This window comes from Clostridium gallinarum (genome assembly GCF_014836325.1).
Classification (GTDB): domain Bacteria; phylum Bacillota; class Clostridia; order Clostridiales; family Clostridiaceae; genus Clostridium; species Clostridium gallinarum.
Window position 1 is genome coordinate 1 of record NZ_JACSQZ010000043.1, and the last position, 23,938, is coordinate 23,938.

At 28.1% G+C, this 23,938-nt stretch carries 20 protein-coding genes; 3 read left to right on the forward strand and 17 right to left on the reverse strand.

Annotated elements, in window-relative coordinates:
- On the forward strand, positions 1 to 367 hold a 367-nt coding region (locus tag H9660_RS16205), incomplete at its 5' end, for a hypothetical protein (RefSeq protein WP_207729464.1).
- A gap of 50 nt (positions 368 to 417) precedes the next feature.
- The gene (locus tag H9660_RS11325) at positions 418 to 1,323 is read left to right on the forward strand and encodes an ArsR/SmtB family transcription factor (protein WP_191750490.1); all 906 of its coding nucleotides are present in this window, start codon (positions 418 to 420) and stop codon (positions 1,321 to 1,323) included.
- An 86-nt stretch (positions 1,324 to 1,409) separates the two neighbouring features.
- Here the strand turns inward: H9660_RS11325 and H9660_RS11330 are convergent, their stop codons facing one another.
- The 16 genes from H9660_RS11330 to H9660_RS11405 all read right to left on the reverse strand — a co-directional run bounded on the left by H9660_RS11330 (position 1,410) and on the right by H9660_RS11405 (position 22,261).
- Positions 1,410 to 2,741, reverse strand: a complete 1,332-nt coding sequence (locus H9660_RS11330; protein ID WP_191750491.1) for an arabinan endo-1,5-alpha-L-arabinosidase — start codon at positions 2,739 to 2,741, stop codon at positions 1,410 to 1,412.
- 5 nt (positions 2,742 to 2,746) lie between these two features.
- On the reverse strand, positions 2,747 to 3,640 hold the full coding sequence (locus H9660_RS11335; protein ID WP_207729465.1) for a carbohydrate ABC transporter permease: 894 nt from the start codon (positions 3,638 to 3,640) through the stop codon (positions 2,747 to 2,749).
- A gap of 12 nt (positions 3,641 to 3,652) precedes the next feature.
- Positions 3,653 to 4,558 (reverse strand): carbohydrate ABC transporter permease, encoded by a 906-nt coding sequence (locus H9660_RS11340; protein WP_191750492.1) that lies wholly within the window; start codon positions 4,556 to 4,558, stop codon positions 3,653 to 3,655.
- A gap of 63 nt (positions 4,559 to 4,621) precedes the next feature.
- Positions 4,622 to 5,980 carry an ABC transporter substrate-binding protein gene (locus H9660_RS11345; protein WP_191750493.1) on the reverse strand — a complete coding sequence of 453 codons (1,359 nt, stop codon included), beginning with the start codon at positions 5,978 to 5,980 and terminating at the stop codon, positions 4,622 to 4,624.
- Between the two features lie 64 nt (positions 5,981 to 6,044).
- On the reverse strand, positions 6,045 to 7,019 hold the full coding sequence (locus H9660_RS11350; protein ID WP_191750494.1) for a glycoside hydrolase family 43 protein: 975 nt from the start codon (positions 7,017 to 7,019) through the stop codon (positions 6,045 to 6,047).
- Positions 7,020 to 7,058: 39 nt separating this feature from the next.
- Positions 7,059 to 7,313: a DUF6171 family protein gene (locus tag H9660_RS11355; RefSeq protein WP_191750495.1), complete on the reverse strand. Its 255-nt coding sequence runs from the start codon at positions 7,311 to 7,313 to the stop codon at positions 7,059 to 7,061.
- Position 7,314: 1 nt separating this feature from the next.
- A complete protein-coding gene (locus H9660_RS11360; RefSeq protein ID WP_191750496.1) occupies positions 7,315 to 8,790 on the reverse strand; it encodes an alpha-N-arabinofuranosidase in 1,476 nt (491 codons plus the stop codon).
- A 274-nt stretch (positions 8,791 to 9,064) separates the two neighbouring features.
- Positions 9,065 to 10,540, reverse strand: coding sequence for a glycoside hydrolase family 43 protein (locus H9660_RS11365; protein ID WP_243190656.1), 1,476 nt, complete (start codon positions 10,538 to 10,540; stop codon positions 9,065 to 9,067).
- An 11-nt stretch (positions 10,541 to 10,551) separates the two neighbouring features.
- The gene (locus H9660_RS11370) at positions 10,552 to 12,456 is read right to left on the reverse strand and encodes a glycoside hydrolase family 127 protein (RefSeq protein ID WP_191750497.1); all 1,905 of its coding nucleotides are present in this window, start codon (positions 12,454 to 12,456) and stop codon (positions 10,552 to 10,554) included.
- Positions 12,457 to 12,562: 106 nt separating this feature from the next.
- Entirely contained in the window at positions 12,563 to 14,038 is a 1,476-nt protein-coding gene (locus H9660_RS11375; RefSeq protein ID WP_191750498.1) for an alpha-N-arabinofuranosidase, read from the reverse strand.
- An 81-nt stretch (positions 14,039 to 14,119) separates the two neighbouring features.
- On the reverse strand, positions 14,120 to 15,613 hold the full coding sequence (gene araA, locus H9660_RS11380; protein ID WP_191750499.1) for an L-arabinose isomerase: 1,494 nt from the start codon (positions 15,611 to 15,613) through the stop codon (positions 14,120 to 14,122).
- A gap of 28 nt (positions 15,614 to 15,641) precedes the next feature.
- Entirely contained in the window at positions 15,642 to 16,286 is a 645-nt protein-coding gene (gene fsa / locus H9660_RS11385) for a fructose-6-phosphate aldolase (RefSeq protein WP_191750500.1), read from the reverse strand.
- Between the two features lie 49 nt (positions 16,287 to 16,335).
- Positions 16,336 to 17,949 carry a xylulokinase gene (locus H9660_RS11390; RefSeq protein ID WP_191750501.1) on the reverse strand — a complete coding sequence of 538 codons (1,614 nt, stop codon included), beginning with the start codon at positions 17,947 to 17,949 and terminating at the stop codon, positions 16,336 to 16,338.
- 85 nt (positions 17,950 to 18,034) lie between these two features.
- On the reverse strand, positions 18,035 to 20,011 hold the full coding sequence (tkt, locus tag H9660_RS11395; protein WP_191750502.1) for a transketolase: 1,977 nt from the start codon (positions 20,009 to 20,011) through the stop codon (positions 18,035 to 18,037).
- 106 nt (positions 20,012 to 20,117) lie between these two features.
- Positions 20,118 to 20,828: an L-ribulose-5-phosphate 4-epimerase gene (locus H9660_RS11400; protein WP_341479592.1), complete on the reverse strand. Its 711-nt coding sequence runs from the start codon at positions 20,826 to 20,828 to the stop codon at positions 20,118 to 20,120.
- Between the two features lie 344 nt (positions 20,829 to 21,172).
- Positions 21,173 to 22,261: a GntR family transcriptional regulator gene (locus H9660_RS11405; RefSeq protein WP_191750504.1), complete on the reverse strand. Its 1,089-nt coding sequence runs from the start codon at positions 22,259 to 22,261 to the stop codon at positions 21,173 to 21,175.
- Positions 22,262 to 22,461: 200 nt separating this feature from the next.
- Between H9660_RS11405 and H9660_RS11410 the strand changes: the two genes are divergently transcribed.
- Entirely contained in the window at positions 22,462 to 23,175 is a 714-nt protein-coding gene (locus H9660_RS11410) for a LysM peptidoglycan-binding domain-containing protein (RefSeq protein WP_191750505.1), read from the forward strand.
- Between the two features lie 115 nt (positions 23,176 to 23,290).
- Here H9660_RS11410 and H9660_RS11415 read toward each other — a convergent pair whose 3' ends face one another.
- Positions 23,291 to 23,854 (reverse strand): FlxA-like family protein, encoded by a 564-nt coding sequence (locus H9660_RS11415; protein WP_191750506.1) that lies wholly within the window; start codon positions 23,852 to 23,854, stop codon positions 23,291 to 23,293.
- Between the last annotated feature and the right edge of the window lie 84 nt (positions 23,855 to 23,938).

The following is a 23,938-nucleotide window of genomic DNA, read 5'->3' on the forward strand; positions in this document are numbered from 1 at the left end:
ATTGATAAGCATTCTTATAATAATATTAGATATAAAAATAATTTTTTTAAACCTAAATCTACTAATACTTACTGTTCCATTAACTCTATTATTTATATTTAATATATTAATAATGCTATATAGTATAATTTTAAATTCAAAATATGAAATTAGTTTTTTTAATAATTTTAAATTATCAGTATATCTTTTAATAAAAAAGCCTCTTATTTCTATTTTAAATTTACTTATTATATCATTTTGTATATTAATTCTATTATATTCAAATTCATTAATAAGTTTATTTATAGTTGGACTTAGTGCTTATTTAATATTTAATAATTTAAATAAATCATTTTTAGCAATAGAAAAATATTATATAAAGAAATAAAACTAGAAGGGAGTTAGGGGTAATTATTAAAATAATATCCCCGTATTCAAATGAAACATATTAAAAATTTAAAAGATGGTGTTCCTTTATTTAAAGCTTTAAGCTCAGAAGTAAGAATAGATATATTAAATTTACTTTCAGAATATAAGCAGTTAAATATGAATGAATTATCTGAAAAACTTAATTTAACTAATGGTGCATTAACAATGCATGTTAAAAAATTAGAAGAATGTGGACTTATAGTAACTACTAATATGACTGCTAAACATGGATTACAAAAAATTTGTTCATTGCATGAAAATAAAATAGTAGTAGATATGGAATTAGATAATATTGAGAATTCTTACGATATTGATTTAGCTATAGGACATTACTCTTCATATGAAATTGAACCAACTTGTGGTATTGCAAGTAAAGATAAATTAATTGGTGAAGTTGATAATCCAAATTATTTTGCTGATCCTAAAAGGATAAATGCTTCTATACTTTGGTTTACTAAAGGTTACATAGAATATAAAATACCTAATTATTTAAAACCAAATCAAAATATATCCGAAATACAAATTTCAATGGAAATAAGTTCTGAAGCTCCTGGAATATGTAATGATTGGCCATCAGATATTTATTTTTCATTAAATAATATAAATTTAGGATGTTGGACTAGTCCTGGAGATTTTGGAGACAATAATGGTTTATTCACTCCATCTTGGTGGTTCCCTAATTGGAATCAATATGGACTATTAAAGTTGTTATCTATAAATCAGTATGGAACTTTTATAGATGGATTGAAAATTTCTGAAATAACATTAGAAGATTTAAATTTAAGTTATAGAAGTGATATTTCTTTAAAAATATCAGTTCCTGATGATGCTAAACATATAGGTGGATTAACTATATTTGGTAAGAATTTTGGAAATTATAATCAAGGAATTCATGTTCGTGTGGTATATAATTAAAGTGGAGAAGTATATTTTCTCCACTTTATTTTAATTAACAAAAAAGTATTAACATTAATCTGCTAATACTTTCTTAAAATATTTTATTAATTTGTTCTCTTTCCCCATAAAGAAATTCCTATATCATTAATTGCAGTTATAATAATAGTTGGTTTATTAAACTCCCAATCCCAAGCTACACTCATATTTCCACTAAAAACTTCTTTTTTATTTGCAATATTTAATTCAATTTTTATTTTATCTTTTTGGTTTAAACTCCATAATCCATTAAAATCTCCCAATATAGTATTATTATCCTTTATAACAATACTTTTTGAATCTATTATTCTATTTAAATCTCTATACAGTATAATTATTTCCCAATCACCTAAAATTTCACACTTTTTTATTTCCTGATATTCTTCTCCTGCATATCTTTCTGGAGATACTATTGGCCAACCTCCATCAGTCCAAAAAATTCTTCTGATATTTAAATAAAACTTATTATGATTCTCTGCATTTCTAATATGATGAACCAAATAATAATTTTCCTCATCATTAAGTACTGAATTATGTCCAGGTGAAATAAAGCCAGAACTATTTTTAAATCTGTATCCACCAATTATTTTATTTCCAACATAATTAGGATTTTCAACATTAATATTAGTAAATTCAACTCCATTAATATCTACATAAGGGCCTTCAATACTATCAGATCTTCCTACTCTTATGTTATAGTCTGAAAATAACGAATCATAGGATACAAAAAGATAATATTTGTTGAAGATAGAATTATAAGTAATATATGCACCTTCTATGGCTCCATCAACTAAATGACTTCTACAAGCTATTTGCTTTCCAAAATCATTTTTAAACTTTGGTTTTCCCGTATCTCTATTTAACTCCAATATATAAATTCCATTCCAAAAAGACCCATATGCCATCCAAAGTCTGCCTTCCTTATCTAATATTAAGTTTGGATCTATTGCATTTCTATTATCTTTAAAATCAGTTTTAATAACTATACCATTATCTTTCCATGGTCCATTTATAGAGTCTGATTCTAATAACCCTATACATGATCTTGTTTTTCCAAAAACAGAAGCACAGTAATACAAATAATACTTATTTTCAACCTTTATTACTTCTGGAGCCCAAATACCATCTGCTCTTGTCCATTCATAAGCAATTAAAGGAACCTTATTCACTACATTCCCAACATATTCCCAATTTATTAAATCCTTAGATTTTCTCATTTGTATAGCAGGATTTATTAAATCCTTTTCTAAAACATCTGTAGAAAAAACATAATAGAAATCGTTATCCTTAAATATTGATGGATCATGAGCTCCAAATGTTCCCCATAAATCTAAATCGTTTTTATTAAAATTAAGTTCAACTTCTCTTACTTTTGGTTCATTTGGGTATTTAAGTTTCATTTTAATTACCCCTTAATACCAGTAATAGCAATCGATTCTATAATCCATTTTTGGAATATTATAAAAACTATTATTATCGGTAGCATTGACATAATTGATGCTGCCATAATTAAAGGAAAATCTGTTTGAATAGCATAAGTAGCATTAAATGATTGTATAACTGTTTGTATAGTCATTTTCTCTGGTGTGTTTATATATATAGAAGGGGCTAAATAATCATTCCATATTCCCATAAACCATAATATAACTTGTGCTGATATGGCTGGTCCCGATAAAGGTAATATTATTCTATAATATATTTTAAAGAAAGAACATCCTTCTAATCTTGCGGCTTCAATAAAATCAGTTGGTATGCTTTGCATGTACTGTCTTAGGAAAAATATCATGCTGACATTACCAAACAATCCAGGAATTATTAATGGCTTTAATGTATCAACCCATCCAATTTTAGAAAAGATGATAAATTGTGGTATCATAATTATTGCAAAAGGAATCATCATAGTCCCAAGTAGTGCTAAAAAGATTGTATTCTTATGAGGATATCTTAATTTAGCAAAAGAAAATGCTGCTAAACTTGATGTAAATGTACCTATAGTAGTAACCAATAAACAAACTATTAAGCTATTTTTTAATCCACTTAGCAAAGGTCCTTTGGTCCATATCTCTGAATATTTAATCCAGTTTACTTCTGTCGGTATCCATACTGGCGGCATTGCAAAAACTTCTAATTTGTTTTTTACTGAGGTTGATAGCATCCAAAGTAATGGAACTATCATAACTAATGATCCTGCTAAAAGAACTAAAAACAATATAAAATTAACTAATTTATGTTGCTTTTTTCGACTAATGCTCTTTGTTTTTTTACTATTTATAATTTTATTTTTTTCAATATTTATCATTTATTTCACCCCTTACTCTCCAAATACTTCGTTACCTTTATATTTAAATTGAATTAAAGTTATTATAAAGATAAAGATAGCTAATATCCAACCTACTGCACAAGCATAACCCATTTGATAGTTTTTAAATGCTTTATCCCATAAATAATAAACAACCGTTGCAGCACTATAATTAACACCACCATTATCAACCATAATAGAAGGTTCTATAAACATTTGGGATCCTCCTATAATACCTGTGATAATAAGATAAAATGTTACTGGTTTTAAGGTCGGAATTGTTATATATCTAAATATTTGAAATGTATTAGCTCCATCTATTTCTGCAGCTTCTTTTAAATCTTTAGGAATACTTTGTAATCCTGCTAAATATAAAAGCATAGACATCCCCAGACCTTTCCAAATTGTCATTGCCATAATAGCTGGTTTTACTGTAGCTTCATTATTTAACCAATTTGGACCATCTATTCCAAATACACTTAACACTTGGTTTAGTAATCCGTAATCTCCATTATAAACCCATCTCCATAGTATTGAGACAGCTGCAATAGATGAAATAACTGGAATATAGTAAAGAACTCTAAATGTATTTTTGCCTGGAATATCTCTATTCATAGCAAGAGCCAATAATAATGATAATATAAGACCTATTGGAATTCCTATCATCATGAACAAAGTATTCCATATAGACTTCCAAAAGTTCACATCAGTAAATATATCTTTAAAATTTTGTAATCCTATAAAGTCTGCTTTTCCTATTGATGTCCAATCTGTAAATCCCGCATAAAGTGAAAAAAGTAGCGGTACAAATGCAAATAAGAAAAATTGTAATACAGGTGCAAGAACGAATAAATATCCTTCTCTTCGTTCTTTTGCATAATATCCAGATCTAAATTTTGATTTAGCTTTTACTTCCATAATTCCCCTCCATGTATTAAATATAAGTGTTAGGGTTCTTCCCTAACACTTATATTTAAATTATTAATTCTTAGCTTTTTCCTTAGCTTCTCTTTCTATAGCTTTATCTAAAAGAGCTTGCATTTCAGGTTGAACCTTTTCACAATAGTCTTTAGCCGAAATTTTACCATCTAAAACATCTTGTATTCCTTCAAAGAACTTATTATACCACTCAGCATTATATGTTCTTTCACCAGGAAGTGGCTTACCATACTTTTCTATTAAATCTATAAAAGCTTGTTTATTATGAGGGTTATTATCTGTATTTAAATAATAATCTTTAGCTAATGATTTTAAATTTGGAACTTGTATTTGTTTATCTGCAACCATTTTATTAGCATCAACATCTGTTGCTAAGAATATTGCTAAATTAACTGCCTCTTGTGGGTATTTTGTATTAGCTGAAACTCCAAAGCCAACTGAACCTAACCAACTAGCTGTTTCTCCTGTAGAACCTGCTGGCCAAGGAATTATATCATATTCAAATGGGAGTTCTTCAAAAGCTGCTATATCCCAAGGAGCAATTGCAAAGAATCCTAATTGACCCTTTAACCATCTTTGATAAGTATCTAAGGTTTGTGCTTGCTCTGCAGATGGAGTAATTTTATATTTTAAAGTTTGATCTGCAAAATATTGTAATGCTTCTACAAATTTAGGATCTGTAACAGTAACTTCAGTAGCATCTTCATTTATCCAATCCGCCCCATTACTATATACAAATGGTTGAAGAGACCAATTAACATTTAATCCAGTTCCCCAAGATGAATCATCTCCACCAGTTTCATTAGTAAGTTTTTTACAAACCTCCATAAATTCTTCCCATGTATATGGCTTTTCTTTATCTGGCAATGGAATTCCTAACTTTTCAAACAAAGTTTTGTTATACCCAAATCCAAATGGACCTACATCCTTTGGTAAAGCATATAAACTTCCTTGTCCTATTATATCACCATCATATTTATACTTCTTTAAAGCAAGTTCCCAAACATCATCTAAATCAAGAATACCATCATTTTCTGCTTGAGATATATATTCATCTAAATTCAACATTTTTCCAGAGTTTACCCAAGCCTTTACATCTCCAGGTCCCATGTAGACTACATCTGCCATAGTATTTGAAGCCATTGCCGCTTGAATTTTTTGACCATACTGATCTTGAGTTGTTGAAACAAGTTTTACTTTAACATCTGGATACTTTTCTTCAAATTTCTTTATAACTTGTTCATAAACTTCTGTTTCTTGAGGTTGTCCATAACACATCCATGTTATTTCTTTCTTTCCATCAGCTGTCTTTGCTCCTTCACCTTTTGTTCCACTACCACAGCCAACTAATAAAACAGCAGTAGCTAGTATAGCGAAAATTCTTTTTGATCGTTTTAACATAATTTCTCCTCCCAAAGCCAAAATTATTCTTTTATACCTTTAAAATTTAAATTTATTTAAAAGATTAAACTTTAAATTCTTTAATATCTTTTGATGGTACTCCAAAACTTGGTGTTCCATCTTCATTCCATTCAATCACTTCAACTCTTGCGTGCCTATTCGGATCTGATAAAGGATCCCCTTTCAATTCCAAATAGTTTCTACAATGATAAACTAACAAGTCTAGTTTTCCATCTTCTGAAACTGTAAAACTATTATGACCAGGACCATACTGTTTATTCTCATAAGAAGTTTTAAAAACAGGTTTACTAGATTTTCTCCATGATTTAGGATTTAAAAGATCACTATTTTCATCAGCTGAAAGCATTCCTATACAATAATTTTCATCTGTTGCACTTGCTGAATAAGTTAAGAATATTTTTCCATTCTTCTTTAAAATAGCAGGCCCTTCATTTACCCAATATAATTTAGTTTCCCAATCCAATTCTGGTTTTGATAACAAAACTGCTTTACTTTTTAAAGTCCATGGATTCTCCATTTCGGCTATATAAATATTAGAATGTGAATTTGGTTCTATGTTTACATCTTCTTGCGCCCATACGTAGTACAATTTCCCATTTTGCTCAAAAATTGTTGCATCTAATGCAAATGAATCCCATCCTGTTTCTACTCTGCCTTTTTCTACCCATTTACCTATTAAAGGATTCTTATCTTCACATTCAATTACATACATTTTGTGATTAAATGTTATTCCTGTAACAACTCTATCTGGAGCAGCTGCAAAATAAATATACCATTTATTATTTATATAATGAATTTCTGGAGCCCATATTAATTGACTCATTTCTCCTTCTTCATGTTTTCTCCATACTACAAAAGTTTCTGCATCTTGTAATTCTTCTATTTTTCTAGCTCTTCTAAGCTCTATTAAATCAAATTCAGGAACTGAACCTGTAAAATAATAATATCCATCAGTATGCTTATATATACAAGGATCTGCTCTTTGAATTACAATTGGATTTCTATAAATATTTTCCATATATTTCCTCCAACTCTTTCATGAATTATACTTTTACTATTACCAGTATCTATTTTTATTTGGACAATAGTTTTTTGTAACAGCTGCTCTCATTTCTACAAAACATCCACAAAGTTTGCACATTCCATTTATCAGGCAATCACATTCTTTGCATAAATTCAATCTTTTTTCATACTCTTGTTTATTAGTTTTTATATAATCATCAATCGAATCTATATATTGTTTCATATGCGTATATTCAGCTTCACTTAAAACTTCGTCCATAAGACATCTTTTACAAAAAATACTATTCATTTTATTCTATTATAAATCTCATTACACTACATTTTGGAATAGTAAAATTTATTCCTACTTCTGTAATTTTAAAATCTACAAATTCCTTAATATTTACAACATCAGGATTATCAAATGTATTATAAGCTGTCATTTCATTATTTAGTATACTTGCACTAACTTTTATAGGTTTCTTTCCTAGTAATTCAGCTTCTACTTTATAATCTTCAGTTATAGATAAGTTGTTAATAGTAAAAATAACTCTACCACTTTCATCCATCGATGATGATTCATGTAGATTTGGCACTAAATTTTCTTCTTCTAAACCTATTTCCTTAGTTTCAATATAACTTTCTAAAAGCATTGCTTCTTGGTGATCTTTATACATATTAAATACATGATACGTAGGTGTTAATATTATTTTTTCTCCTTCTGTTAGTATAACAGATTGCAATACGTTTACAATTTGAGCTAAATTAGCCATCTTTACTCTATTTGAATGTTTATTAAATATGTTTAAATTAATACCTGCAATAAGTGCATCTCTCATAGTGTTTTGCTGATATAAAAATCCTGGGTTTGTTCCTGCTTCTACATCATACCAGCTACCCCACTCATCTATAATTAAATCTACTCTCTCTTCTTTATCGTACTTATTCATTATTTCTAAATGATTATTTATAAGCTCGTCCATTTTAAGAGTTTTCTTCATTGTAATGTACCAAGTATTATCATCAAAATCTCTTGCAGGTCCCTTATTTAACCAGCCACCAGGATGAGTATAGTAATGTAAAGTTAAAGCATCCATAAAGTTTGCCGCTACCTTCATCACTCCTTCTGTCCAATTATAATCTTCCACATTAGGTCCACAAGCTATTTTATATAATTTATTTCCTGGATAGTTTCTACAATATGTTTGATATCTTCTATACATATTTCCATAGAATTCTGGTGTCATATTTCCACCACAACCCCAATTTTCGTTTCCAACTCCAAAATATTTAACTTTCCATGCTTCTTCTTGTCCATTTTGCTTTCTAAGCTCAGCCATTGGAGATACACCATTAAAAGTTAGATACTCTACCCACTCTGACATTTCTTGAACTGTTCCACTGCCTAAGTTACCATTTATATAAGGCTCACATTCAAGTTGTCTACACAATTCCATAAACTCATGAGTTCCAAAGCTATTATCTTCTACAGCTCCACCCCAGTGAGTATTAATGATTTTTTTTCTATTTTCCCTAGGGCCAATCCCATCTTTCCAGTGATATTCATCAGCAAAACATCCGCCTGGCCACCTTAAAACTGGAACTTTAATTTCTTTTAGTGCTTCTATAACATCCTTCCTCATACCGTTTACATTAGGTATATCGGAATCTTCTCCAACATATAACCCTTCATAAATACATCTACCAAGATGTTCTGAAAAATGCCCATATATTTCTTTATTAATTTTAGAAAGTTTTTTCTCAGTATTAATAATATATTTAGCCAATATCTCACCCCTTATTTATATTATATTTATAATATACTCTTTTTTATTATAACAGTCAATGAATTATTTTATATTTATCTAAAATAATTTTGTTTATTTATATATAATTTATTCATAAACAATCTTTTTATTAACTTTTCTTTTTATTTAGACATAAAAATATAAACAAACACCAACAACAGCTACTATTTTATATTATTATAAAATAGTAGCTGTTGTTAAGCTTTACAAAATTAATTATTATATACTTTATTAAAATATTTTTTTAGTTATTTTATTTTTTTATTCCCCATAATGCTATACCATTATTGCTTCCCATAACAGTAAAAGTCATTGTATAATCTTTTCTATTTATATCATATTGTTTTACAAAAACTCCTTTATATATTTCACCATCTATATTTATATCTACTTTATTTTCTTCTTTAAATTCAAATGTTCCTTCAATATCCCCTGTTATAGTTCCATCTTTTTTGAAAGTTACATCGCTAAATTCATTTACTATATCCCATATTTCTCTTCCATGATTTATAAAACTATATTCACCTATAATATCTTTTTCATTATATTTATCAATACTTTCTCCTGTATATCTATATGGAGAAACTACAAACCAATCATCTTCATTTAAATACATTTGGTGTACTCTTACTTGATGTGATTCTCCTGAATCTGGGAATCTAGAATGAAATATTAAGAAATATCTTCCTGTTTCTTCATCATAGTAAACTGAATTATGACCTGCTGAAACGTACCCCAAATCTGATGGATCTAAAATTGAATTTTCATTTTCTTCACTTAAAGGATATCTAAAATTTCCAAATAACTTATTACCATAGTTCATTATATATTCATTTTGTGCTGCTAAAAATTTGCCTCTTACCCCCTTGCAATCAATCATATCATTTCCCATCGCATCATAATAAGGACCATCAGGATTTTTAGATCTAGCAACCCTCATATTATATCCAGCATCTGAGGTTAATCCTCCAAAGGATAGAAATAAATAATAATATCCTGTTTCTTTACTATAAATAACATACGGTGCTTCTATTTCAGAATGATATCCACCGAGTATTTTTTCCCCATAAGTTCCTTGTCCTTCTTTTACAGAACCATTATTAGGATTTAACTCAAGAATATAAATTCCACCAGAATATGAACCATACATCATCCAAAGCTTCCCATCTGCATCATAAAAAACAGCTGGATCTATTGCATTGGGATTTACATTAGAATCATATATTTTTTCTTCACCATTTTCATCATTATACTTAAGTTCTTCTTCTCCACTAGACTTTACTATTAATCCTAAATTTTTAAAAGGTCCATCTATATCGTCAGCTACAGCATACCCTATGGCCCCTTGTGGAGATGATCCTTCACATACACAATAATATAAATAATATTTACCATCATTCAGTTTTATCCAATCACTTGCCCAAAATGTTGATGTTTTCCCCCATTCTAAAGCATCCTTTAATTCTGTTTTTATATTTTCAAACAATTTTTGATTTGAAACTGAATCTGAGATGCTTGTCCAATTAATTAAATCTTTTGATTTCGCTTCTGCCATATGAGAACCTGTTATATAAAAAGTATCTTGAACTTTTATAATTGCAGGGTCATGAACAGAAGCATTTTCGAAAGTTATATCTACCTTTTCTTCTTTTGAATTACATCCAACAGCACTTAAAGCCATTCCCATAATAACTAAATATGAAACTCCCTTTTTAAAGAAATTATTCATTCATTTTCTCCTTATCCTATCTTCTTATTTGTTAATCTAGATGAAAATCTTTTTCCTGTTGATAAATTTTCTTTTGCCTTTATTGTAATTTTTATTTTTTCTTTCCCGTTTAAAAATTCTCTATTCTTATATTCATTTTTTGTCATACTATTAAAATAAATTGCGTATCTTTCATGATGAATATCATAAAAAGGTATTAATTTTACTTTAAAATCCTTATTTTCGTTATTAAAATTAAGTTCAAATTCTAAATTATTAGTTTCTATTTTGTTAATGTTCTTTAATAAATTATTATCCTCACTTATTAAAATAGGCACTTCTATTGCTTTATAATGATTTAACTTTAAATGATCCTCTATTATATCACTTTCTGGAAAATTTTCTTTACCAAATGATCCAGCTAAAACTAAAGGTCCATACATAAAACAAATTTTATTTTCATCTTCTTTTGATTTATAGATATGTAAGTTCATATCTAAATTAATCTCTAACACGTCTCCTTTTTTCCATAATTTACTTATAGAAATATATCCTTTTTCTTTTTTGAACTCAACTAAATTCCCATTAATCTTGACTTTTATATCCTTCTTTAACCAATATGGAATTCTTATTTTTATCCCATACTTTGAATTATTTGTTTCTTCAATTATAATTTTTGTTTTTTCTTCTTTTGGAAAATTTGTAATTTGATTTATTTTTAAATTTTTACCCTCTAATTTTATACTTGAACTTATAAATAGATTTACATATATATTATTTTCATCTATATAATATATATTTCGATTATACTTACCTGGATTCTCCATACCACTTCCTGTACAACACCAAAATGATTTATCAGGTGTACAATATACCTTAAAATGTCCAGGTTTAGTAGATACAAAATATGTTTTCATTCCACTTATAGGATCTTGAGAAGCGAGTATATGATTATATAGTGCTTTTTCATAATAATCTATATACTTAGAATCATGATTCCATTTATATAAATACTCTGTAAGCTTTAACATATTATAAGTGTTACATGTTTCTGCAGTTGTAACACCTAATGTTTCACTTCCTTTTTTTCCAAAATGCTCATCTATACTATTTCCACCAATTACGTAAGATCTTTTACTTGTAACTATATTCCAAAAATATTCACTTGCTTTTTTATACTTTTCTTCTTTTGTAATATCGTAAAGTTTTGCAATACCAAGAATTTTAGGTATTTGAGTATTAGCATGTTTTCCTTCAAGCTCATCTTTTTCAATCATAAGAGGATATATAATTTCCTTATCTATAAATTTTATTGCTAAATTCAAATAATCTTTATTTTTAGTTATTTCATATAATGATCCCATAACCTCACACATTCCACCGTGTTCACAATAAAGCATCTTATCAAATTCAGCTTGTGTTAAATTATCTAATCCTCTCTTCGCCCAATTAGATAAATTAATTAATATTTCTAAAGCCTTTTCATTATTAGTTAGTTTATATGCGTCCAAAAGTCCTGAATATATTTTATGGATACTATACCAAGGAACCCAACTATCTCCTAATTCAAACCTTGTTACATTAAAGTCCTTAGAAAAAACTTTATTAAAGCAATCTTTCTTAAAACCACTTATATATCCATCACCTTCTATATTTTGTAAATACTCTAACTCATTTATTGCATAATTTAATCTTTCTTTAATTTGTTCATCCTCTGTTGCTAAATACATATATGATAAAGCTGAAAGATAATGTCCAAGAGAATGACCACTTATTTCTCTTTCCTCCCAGCCTCCATACCTATTATTTTTAGGTTTTAATCCAATTGCTTCATAGCATGGTGCGATTAATCTATCAACATCTAAATAAAGCAAATATTCTTTTCCTTTATTTTCTGAGTCTTTAAAAATTCCATTTAGTAATATTACTTTTTCCATATATTCACCTCTCAACTTCTAATAATTTTAAATAACTTTTAATATAAAAAATAATATCAATTCTTATACATCTTGTATTTAAATTGATATTATTTTTTATTTCTAGTTATTCAATAACAAATCTCATAACACTACATTTTGGAATTGTAAAGTTCAATCCTTTTTCTGTTATTTTAAAATTATTAAACTCTTTAACATTAACCATATTAGGATTTTCAAAAGTATTACAAGCATTCATTTCATTATTCAATATATTTGCAGTAACCATTTTAGGTTCTTTACCTAGTAATCCTGTTTCTATCTTATAATCATCTGTTATAGATAAATTATTAATAGTAAATATTATTCTTCCATATTTATCTATTGAAGCTGATTCATGTAGATTAGGCACTAAATTTTCCTCTTCTAATCCTATTTCTTTAGTTTCAATATAACTTTCTAAAAGAGTTGCTTCTTGATGGTCTTTATACATATTAAATACATGGTAGGTTGGTGTTAATATCATCTTTTCACCTTCTGTTAAAATAACAGATTGTAGAACATTCACAATTTGAGCGATGTTTGCCATTTTTACTCTTTTCGAATTCTTATTAAAAATATTTAAATTAATACCTGCAATAACAGCATCTCTCATTGTATTTTGTTGATACAAAAATCCTGGATTTGTTCCTTTTTCTACATCATACCAGCTTCCCCACTCATCCACAATTAAAGCCACTCTTTCTTCCTTATCATATTTATTCATAATTTTTATATGATTTTTTATAAATTCATCCATCTTAAGAGTCTTGTTTAATGTCTTGTACCAACACTCACTATCAAACTCTACAGCATCACCTTTATTAGACCAACCACCTGGAAAGGTATAGTAATGTAAGCTTAAACCATCCATATAATTACCTGCAATCTTCATAACTTCTTCTGTCCAGTTGTAGTTATTATCAGGAGGACCACATGCTATCTTATATAATTTATTACCAGAGTAATTTCTACAATATGTTTGATACCTTCTATACATATTTGCATAAAAATCCGGCGTCATATTTCCACCACAGCCCCAATTTTCATTACCAATTCCAAAATACTTTACCTTCCAAGCTTCTTCATGTCCATTTTTCTTTCTAAGTTCAGCCATTGGAGATATTCCATTAAAAGTTAAATATTCTACCCATTCAGCCATTTCTTGAACTGTTCCACTACCTAAATTTCCATTTATATAAGGTTCACATTCTAGTTGTCTACATAATTCCATGAATTCATGAGTTCCAAAGCTATTATCTTCTACAGCTCCACCCCAATGTGTATTTATCATTTTTTTCCTATTTTCTTTTGGGCCAATTCCATCTTTCCAATGATATTCATCAGCAAAGCATCCACCTGGCCATCTTAAAACTGGTATTTTAATTTCCTTTAAAGCTTGTACAACATCTTTTCGCATACCATTTACATTAGGAATATCAGAATTCTCTCCTACATATATTCCTTCATAAATACACCTTCCTAGATGTTCTGAAAAATGTCCATATATTTCTTTGCTTATTTTCGAAATTTTTTTCTCAGCATTTATTATATATTTAGCCATTTATTCACCTCTTATTACTTTTTTGAAGCAAGTAATTATTTTAACTTTATAATTAAATTTAAACTATTATTTATATACTTATTATTTATTTAACATCCAATAAACGCTATTCCATTTTAATTCATTTGAAAAATCTCTTATATTAGTATTTTTCCCAATAACAACTGATTCTAATCCATACATATCTGCAATATCACATAATTGTTCTGAGTTAACTATATATGAAAATGAAGTATGATGAGCTCCTCCTGCTAATATCCAAGCTTCAGCTCCAACTTTTAATGATGGTTCTGGTGTCCAAACTACTCTTGCTACAGGTAAATTTGGTAAATCTTTTTCTACTTCTTTAGCATTTATTTCATTTATTATAAGTCTCATTCTTCCACCTAAGTCAATCAATGATGCACAAACAGCACTTCCTGCTTGACCATTAAAAATTAATCTAGCTGGATCTTTTTTATCTCCAATAGATAAAGGTTTTACATCTATTCTTGGTTTATCAATAGCTACTGTTGGACAAACTTCTAACATATGTGCTCCCAATATCAACTCATTACCCGGTTCAAAATGATAAGTGTAATCTTCCATAAATGAAGTTCCAACATTGTTTGACATTATTTTCATAAGTCTTACAAGACCAGCTGTTTTCCAATCTCCTTCTCCACCAAATCCATATCCATCTTCCATAAGTCTTTGTACTGCAAGGCCTGGCAATTGCTCCATTCCATGTAATACTTGGAAGTTAGTTGTAAATGCTGTATATTCTCCTTCTTCTAGGAACCTTCTTAATGCAATTTCAATCTTAGCTTGATACTTTATAGAATCTCTAACACTACCTTCAACTTTTCCTTCTTCACAAATATCATATTTTTCTTCATATACTTTCATTAAATCTTCAACTTCTAAATCAGTAACTTTTTCAATTTCTTGAACTAAGTCCCCAATTCCAAAGGCATCACAAGTCCAACCAAGTTTTATAGCAACCTCAACCTTATCTCCTTCAGTTACTGCAACATTTCTCATATTATCATCAAATCTAGCTATTTTTATACTTTGTCCTTCAACAAATGCAGTTGCAACACTCATCCATTTATTTATATCCTTATGAACTTCTTTATCTTCCCAATGTCCAACTACAACTTTTCTTTTATTTCCCATTCTTGCATTTATAAATCCAAATTCTCTATCACCATGTGCGGATTGATTCAAATTCATAAAATCCATATCCATAGTTTCCCATGGAATGTCTCTATTAAATTGAGTATGGAAATGTAATTGAGGTTTATTTAAAATAGATAGCCCTCTAATCCACATTTTAGCTGGAGAAAATGTATGCATCCATGTTATTATCCCTGCACAATTTTCATCATTATTCGCTGCATTACAAACTTCATATATTTCTTTTGAATTTCTTACTGTTGGTTTATGAATTATATTATATTTAATCTCTTCTTGTCCATTTAATCCATTAACGATTTCTTGTGCATCAATTGCAACTTGCTTTAATGCCTCTTCACCATATAAGTCTTGACTTCCTGTAACAAACCAGAAATTATATTCTTTAACTTTTAGCATATTGATTCCTCCTAAATTATATTTAAAATTATTTTTGTGATTTACTGAAATCACTTAAGAATTTTTCAATTCCAGCATCTGTTAGTGGATGCTTTGCCATAGCTTCAATTTGAGCATATGGTATAGTAGCTATATCAACACCTGATAATATACATTGTAAAATATGCTCTTTTGTTCTTATACTTGCAGCTATTATTTCCGTATTAAATCCATAATTTTGTTTAGCTATTATTAAATCATTTATAAGATCAATTCCATCTAAACCTATATCATCTAATCTTCCTACAAAAGGACTAATATAAGTTGCTCCAGCCTTTGAAGCTAAAACACCTTGATGAACACTAAACACTAATGTAACATTTGTCTTTATTCCTTCTCTTGATAAAACTCTTACAGCATTTAGTCCTTCTAAAGTCATTGGAATTTTTACAACAATATTTTTATGCATTTTAGCAAGTTCTCTTGCTTCCTTAAGCATACCTTCAGTATCTAAACTTATAACTTCTGCGCTTATAGGACCATCTACAACTTCACATATATCCTTTATTACATCTATCATGTCTCTATTTTCTTTTGCTACTAATGAAGGGTTTGTAGTAACTCCATCAATTAGTCCCATATTATTTGCTTTCTTAATTTCCTCTATATTTGCGGTATCTATAAATATTTTCATAACTTTCTTTCCTCCCATAAATTCACATTTAAATTCTAAATTCTAAATTCTAAACTCTATTTTTTAAATAATTTACGGCCTCTTGTTCAATGCTTAATCCACTTTTATATCTTTCTATGAATCTTTCATATCCAATAACCATATTTTGATTTGGTTCTACTTTTACTGCATCTGCATCTCTAAAGATAGTGTCGTTTAGAAAATCTTCTAAAGAATTATTTTCTTGATTTTTATCAAGATATAATGCTAATAATGCAATTCCCCATGCTCCACCATCTCCTGCAGTTTCCATTACAACTACAGGTGCCCCTATAGCTGCCGCTAAAATATTTTGTGCAACACCCTTGGTCTTAAATATTCCTCCATGACCAAGAATTTTATCAATCTTAACATTTTCTTCTTTTGTTAAAATATCCATACCAAGTTTCATTGCACCAAAACATGTATATAATTGAACTCTCATGAAATTAGCTAAATTAAATTTTGAATTTGCTGGATGTAAAAACATAGGGCATCCTTCTGTTAATCCTATTCCATGTTCTCCTGAATAGAAACAATAAGACATTAGATCACCACAGTCATCATCTCCATCTAAAGCTTTTTCAAATAAATTCTTATATAATTCACCTGGTGTAACTTTTACTCCAAATACTCCCAAACATTGATTAAATATTTCCATCCAAGCATTAATATCCGTTGTGCAATTATTTGAATGTGCCATTGCTACTAAATCTCCTGTTGGAGTCGTAACCATATCTAACTGTTTATGCAATTTAGATAACTCTTTTTCAAGAACTACCATTGCAAATGCTGAAGTCCCAGCAGATACATTTCCTGTTTTCTTAGCAATACTATTAGTCGCTACCATTCCAGTTCCTGCATCTCCTTCTGGAGGACAAAGTTTACTTCCTGCTTTTAACTCTCCAGTTGGATCTAAAAGTAATGCACCCTCTTCTGTTAATTTTCCTGCTTCTTCTCCTGCAACTAGAACCTTTGGAAGAATTTCTTCTAATGTCCATGAGTATTTATTAGAGGAAATTAATGAATTAAACTTTTCTATCATATCTTTATTATAATTTTTATTACTTATATCAATTGGAAACATTCCTGAGGCTTCTCCAACACCCATTACTTTTTCGCCTGTAAGTTTCCAATGAACATAACCCGCTAAAGTTGTAATAAAATCTATATTCTTTACATGTTCTTCTTTGTTTAAAATAACATGATATAAATGTGCAATACTCCATCTCTCTGGAATATTATATTGGAATAATTCCGTTAATTCATTAGCAGCTTGTCCTGTAAAGGTATTTCTCCATGTACGAAATTCAGCTAATTGATTTCCTTCTTTATCAAAAGGAAGATATCCATGCATCATAGCACTTACTCCCATAGCCGATAACTTATTTAGTCTTACATCATATTTTTCCTTAACTCTCTCTGATAAGTCTTTATAACATTCTTGAATTCCTTTCCATACTTCATCTAAAGAATATGTCCAAACTCCATTAATTAAACTATTTTCCCAGTCAAACCCTCCTGTTTCAATAACTGTTCCTACTTGATCAACAAGAACTGCTTTTATTCTTGTTGATCCAAGTTCAATTCCTAGAACAGCTTTTCCTGATTCTATTATTTGTCGTACTTTATTTAAACTATTCATGACTCATCATCTCCCCTCTACTCTTTATTTGATGAATTTAATAATTTATTAAACTCATCCTTAAATATACCCCTTACTAAGCTTTTTATATTAATTTTTTCACTTTATCTATTACAGTTTCTTTGTTAAAACCAAAGAAATTCATTACCTCATCACCATTACCTGATGCACCAAATGTATCTATACATAATACTTCATCAACATATTTATGCCATCCATATGATGATGCCATTTCTACAGCTAACTTTTTAACCCCTGGTTTTAATACGCTATTCTTATAAGCTTCATCTTGTATATCAAATAATCTAAAGCATGGCATTGATATAACGTCAACGTATATCCCTTGCTTTTCTAATTCTTTTTGCGAATTTATTGCTAAATCTACTTCTGATCCAGTTGCTATTATTTGAGCTACTGGAGCTTGTGCCGCTTCTGAAATTATATATGCACCTTTTCTAACATAATCTACACAATTAAATTCAGCATTTACATTTATATTTTGTCTTGATAGCACTAATATTGAAGGTGTTTCTTTATTTTCTAATGCTATTTGCCAAGCTGCATTTGTTTCATGAGCATCTGCTGGTCTTATTACATTTACATTAGGTATAGCTCTAAGTCCTACCAACTGTTCTATAGGTTCATGAGTTGGTCCATCTTCACCTACAGCTATTGAGTCATGAGTTAATACATATACCAATGGTAATTTTTGAATTGCAGACATTCTTAATGCAGGTTTTAAATAATCACTAAAAACAAAGAATGTTGAAACAAATGCTCTTAATCCACCATGTAGCATTATTCCATTACCAGCTGAAGACATTCCAAATTCCCTAACTCCAAACCAAATGTTCTTTCCTTCTGGAGTATCTTTTCTAAAGTCTCCTTGATCATTTAAATAAGTCATATTAGAATGTGCAAGGTCTGCTGAACCACCAAAGAAATTATCATAACTTTTTGCAATTGCATTCATTGCAAATCCTGAAGCATTACGAGTTGAAACTGATTTACCTCTTTCATACTTTGGTAATACTTCTTCAAAATTAATATTTAATTCTCCACTAATTGAAGATATAAAACTATTATATTCTTCTGGGTAAGCTTCTTTATATTTATTAATTAACTCATTCCACTCTGCTTCTTTTTTCTTTCCTCTTGTTATAAGGTTATTTTTAAAGTCTTCTTTCACCTCATTAGGAACATTAAATGGTTCATAATTCCAATTAAAACCTATTTTAGTTTTTTCATATTCATCAGCTCCTAAAGGTGCTCCATGAACTCCATTGGTTCCTCTTTTATTAGGTGAACCATATCCAATTGTTGTTTTAATCTCTATTAATGTTGGCTTATCTGTTATATTTTTAGCATCTTCTATTGCAGCTGATATTGCTTCAATATTTTCATCTCCATCTTCAATTCTAATAGTATGCCAATTCATACCTTTAACTCTATCTATCACATTTTCTGAGAATGAAGTTGAAAGTTCTCCATCTAAACAAATATCATTTGAATCATATAGAACAATTAATTTTCCTAATCCTAAATGTCCAGCTAAAGATATTGCTTCATTAGCAACACCTTCCATTAAATCCCCATCTCCAACTATTGCATAAGTATAGTGATCTACTATATCTAAACCATCTTTATTATATTTAGCTGCTAAATGTTTTTCAGCCATTGCCATACCTACAGCTTGAGCAATACCTTGTCCTAAAGGACCACTTGTAGCCTCTACTCCTGAAGTATATCCAAACTCTGGGTGCCCTGGAGTTTTTGAATTTAATTGTCTAAATTGTTTTAAATCATCAATAGATACATCAAATCCACTTAAGTGTAACATTGAGTATAAAAGAGCTGATCCATGTCCAGCTGATAAGATAAATCTATCTCTATTAAACCATTTTTCATTTTCCGCATTAATATTCATATGCTTATTAAATAATGTATATATCATAGGTGCTGCACCCATACATATTCCTGGATGACCTGATTTTGCTTTTTCAATTTGATCTACTGATAACATTCTTATTGTATTGATACTTTTCATTTCTATTTCTCTCATTATTATCCTCCAAATTTTATACGTATATTATTTACATATACACTAAAAAACTTTCTATATATTAGATCTCATATTTAAAATATTTTAATTAATCTTACTTTATTACTTATTTTATCTTTATTGAGTCTTGTCCATAATAAGCATTTGTTCCATGTTTTCTAAAATAATGCTTATCTTGTAACTCTGAAGGTATTGGTGTAATTTCACTATTTAAATTTTCAGTTCTCATTGCCATTTTAGCTACTTCTTCTAAAACTACTGCATTTAAAACAGCCTTACTTGGACTTTCCCCCCAAGCAAATGGTCCATGGCTTGCAATAATTATCCCTGGTACACTTAACTCTTCAATTTTTCTATCTGTTAATGTTTCAATAATTACTAAACCAGTATTCTTTTCATATTCGTTTTTAATTTCTTCACTATTTAAAGATCTTGTACATGGAACTGGACCATAGAATGTATCTGCATGAGTTGTTCCATATGAAGGAATATCTCTTTTAGCTTGTGCCCAAGATGTGGCAAATGATGAGTGAGTATGAACGACTCCTCCTATATCTAGATACTTTTTATATAATTCAATGTGGGTTGGTGTATCTGAGGATGGTCTTAAATCACCTTCTACTATATTTCCTTCTAAATCTACTACTACCATATCACTAGCTTTCATTTTATCGTAGCTTACTCCACTTGGTTTAATTACTATAAGTCCTTTTTCTCTATCTATCCCACTTACATTTCCCCAAGTTAATACAACTAAATTATGTTTCACTAAATCTAAATTAGCCTTAAAAACCTCTTTTTTTAAATTCTCTAACACCTTAATCCCTCCCATTTTTTCTTATCTATTTTTTAGGTAAATTTATTTTCTAAAATTCCCTCTCACCATTTTGTGCATACAATTTTAAATTTCAAATTTATATACCGTACAATTTAATATTACCAAATGTTTCTATGTTTGTAAATGTTTTTTTGTTAGAATTTTTCCAATATTTTAAATCTACTCTTTATTTATTTTTAATTATAAAAAAAGTTATTTCTGAAAATTTTATAAAAAAAAATCCCATAGTATAAATATTTAAAATATTATACTATGAGATTTTTAATATCTCTGATATTCTTCAAATACTATTATGGTTATTATCTAGGTAGAATAAATTTATTTTATGAATTTTTATAATTTTTAACACTATTTTTTTCTACTATTTCCGGTTCAAATATATATGAAACTTTTTCTTTCTTTCCATTAATTAATAGTAATAACATTTCCGCTGCCTTTCTCCCTAACTCTTCCTTAGGATGTGAAATTGTTGTTATTCCACAATCAAAGATTTCTGCTATTGTTTCATCATTGTCATATCCCACTATGGATAAATCTTTAGGAATACTTAATCCAATTTCTTTAGCTACTTTAATTACTTTAACTGCAATTTTATCATTATAACATACTATGGCTGTGGGTCTATCCTTTCTAGTCAATAAACTCTTAGCAAAAGCATTAATATAAAAGTCTTCCTCATAAGTTTTAAAGTCTCCAATTATTGTACTATCTATTTCTATATTATTTTCCTTCAGTGCTTTTATATATCCTCTTTTTCTTTCCAATCCCTGCATATCATCTTCTTTAAATATACCAGCTATCTTTTTATGACCTAACTTAATAAGATAATCTGTAAGTACATATGTACCCTTTTCATCATTCATTATTACATAGGACTGTTCTTCCTTATTATAAGTTGCATTTATCATTAAATATGGTATATTATTTTTCTTTATTTTATTATAATAATCCAAATTTGTGTTTCCTAAAGCACTTGCAGTTGGCTCAATTATTGCTCCAACTACATCATATTCTAATAATTTTTTTAATTGTTCTCTTTCTCTTTCTTTTTCATTATTAGTACTTAATAATAGAATATCGTAACCTTTGCTATTAAGCACCTCTTGTATACCTTTAATTAAGTATGGAAATATATATTCTGTTATATATGTAGTTATTACAATTACAACTTTATTTTTATTTTTTTTAGATTTATCAATTTTATTTACATAAGCTCCTTTACTTTTCTCTCTATATATGTAACCTTCTTTTTCAAGCTCTAATATAGATTGTCTAACTGTATGTCTACTTACAGAAAAAATCTCACCTATTTCTTGTTCTGTTGGAAGCTTTTCATCTACTTTCATATCTCCATTTATTATTTTTTCCTTATAAAACTCAAAAATTTCTATATATTTTACTGTCTTTTTCATCTTATTTACCTCTTTCAATATTGTACTTACAATTATATATATATATCATTATGTTTTCAATACATTATTAAACTTATCAGTTATTTCTTTTAATTAAATAAAAAATAATAATAAATTTTAATATTTTTATACAAATTATTTGAATATTACATTACAAACTTGTTAATAATCAAGCTAAGATAATTATAGGAGGTTTAAACTTGAAAAATAATAAAGAAAAAATATGCTTATTAATTCTAATTTTGATTCCAATTCTTTTTATTTGCTACAGAATTTTTATAACTCACTCAAAAAACTCTGCTACTTTAAATAATCATTATATTAATTATGAAAATAAAGAATATAAAGAAAATACAAACATCCCTATTAATAATGAATTAAGTAATGAAAAATTTGTAAATGAAGAAAAATCTTTTAAAAGTAATGAAGAAAATTTTTCTAAAGATAATATAGAAAAAGAAGAGTATATTGATGAAGTCGTAGATAATGAAGTAGAAGTAATAGATAATAAAATATCTGAATCTAATTCTATCAAAATATTATCAATAGATTCGTATATTACAGAAGTTTCTACTATAGATTATAAAATTAAAAAAGGTGATACTATTAGTCAAATACTTAGGGAATTTGAAAGTACCTGTAATTATAAAACTGGCTATAAATATCTAAAATTACTTAATCCTAATATTGATTTAAATGAAGTTGAAATTGACACTATTATTAAAATCCCTTATGATACTTTTTATTCAGGAAAATTATATCTAATAAAAAATGGGGATACTTGGTATAAATTAATTAAAGAAAATTATCCTGACTATAATGTAGATAATTTTTCAAAATTTCTAATAGATATTAATGATTTACCAAATTCAGATTTGCCACTTGGAGAAAATATTTTCTTACCTAAAATATAAGCTATTACCTGAAATTAGAATACCTTATAATTATAAAATATTAAACACCAAATCTAATAAATTTTATTGCTTTGGTGTTTTTCTTATAATATTAAAATGAACCTATGTATTAATCTTAAGCTTCTCTATCTACAAAATTACCTGTTAACTCAATATCATTATTTATTATTTTACTTTCGTCTCCATTTACTTCTTCAATTTTAGAATTAATATTTTTTATATTATTTTTTATATTAGATAATATAGTATCCTTATTTTCAGAAGCTATTCCCCTAGCTTTACCTAATATAATTTCATTTTCTAATAACTTTATATTTTTATCTAACTTATTTAGGGTAATATTTAAAGTTTTAGGATCATCTAGTTTATCTGAAGGATATTTTATTTTATTATAATCATTTAAAAGATTTTCACTAGAAATATCTTCTTTTTTTTCTGCTTGTATCTTAGCTATTTGGTTATCAATATTAGAAATTTGTGATTGTAATGATTGTACTTGTGTTTGTAAATTTTCACTTTCACTTCCACTACTAGATGCTGCTTCTTTTTGTAAGCTTTGAATATCCTTTTCTAAAGATTCTTTTTCTTTTATTAAACTATTTAATTCTGAATTATTATTGTTATTTGTAGCATTTATAGTTTTACTACCATACTTATTCCCTATATTTATTGTACTCATATTATGTTAACCTCCCAATACTATGTTTCTGTATTATACACCTTTAAACTTAAAGTAATCTTAAAAATAATATAGTATTTATTA

Coding starts and splice junctions, on each gene's coding strand:
- H9660_RS11325 (WP_191750490.1), top strand. CDS start 418: ATGAAACATATTAAAAATTTAAAAGATGGTGTTCCTTTATTTAAAGCT.
- H9660_RS11330 (WP_191750491.1), bottom strand. CDS start 2,741: ATGAAACTTAAATACCCAAATGAACCAAAAGTAAGAGAAGTTGAACTT.
- H9660_RS11335 (WP_207729465.1), bottom strand. CDS start 3,640: ATGATAAATATTGAAAAAAATAAAATTATAAATAGTAAAAAAACAAAG.
- H9660_RS11340 (WP_191750492.1), bottom strand. CDS start 4,558: ATGGAAGTAAAAGCTAAATCAAAATTTAGATCTGGATATTATGCAAAA.
- H9660_RS11345 (WP_191750493.1), bottom strand. CDS start 5,980: ATGTTAAAACGATCAAAAAGAATTTTCGCTATACTAGCTACTGCTGTT.
- H9660_RS11350 (WP_191750494.1), bottom strand. CDS start 7,019: ATGGAAAATATTTATAGAAATCCAATTGTAATTCAAAGAGCAGATCCT.
- H9660_RS11355 (WP_191750495.1), bottom strand. CDS start 7,313: ATGAATAGTATTTTTTGTAAAAGATGTCTTATGGACGAAGTTTTAAGT.
- H9660_RS11365 (WP_243190656.1), bottom strand. CDS start 10,540: ATGAATAATTTCTTTAAAAAGGGAGTTTCATATTTAGTTATTATGGGA.
- H9660_RS11370 (WP_191750497.1), bottom strand. CDS start 12,456: ATGGAAAAAGTAATATTACTAAATGGAATTTTTAAAGACTCAGAAAAT.
- H9660_RS11375 (WP_191750498.1), bottom strand. CDS start 14,038: ATGGCTAAATATATAATAAATGCTGAGAAAAAAATTTCGAAAATAAGC.
- araA (WP_191750499.1), bottom strand. CDS start 15,613: ATGCTAAAAGTTAAAGAATATAATTTCTGGTTTGTTACAGGAAGTCAA.
- fsa (WP_191750500.1), bottom strand. CDS start 16,286: ATGAAAATATTTATAGATACCGCAAATATAGAGGAAATTAAGAAAGCA.
- H9660_RS11390 (WP_191750501.1), bottom strand. CDS start 17,949: ATGAATAGTTTAAATAAAGTACGACAAATAATAGAATCAGGAAAAGCT.
- tkt (WP_191750502.1), bottom strand. CDS start 20,011: ATGAGAGAAATAGAAATGAAAAGTATCAATACAATAAGAATGTTATCA.
- H9660_RS11405 (WP_191750504.1), bottom strand. CDS start 22,261: ATGAAAAAGACAGTAAAATATATAGAAATTTTTGAGTTTTATAAGGAA.
- H9660_RS11415 (WP_191750506.1), bottom strand. CDS start 23,854: ATGAGTACAATAAATATAGGGAATAAGTATGGTAGTAAAACTATAAAT.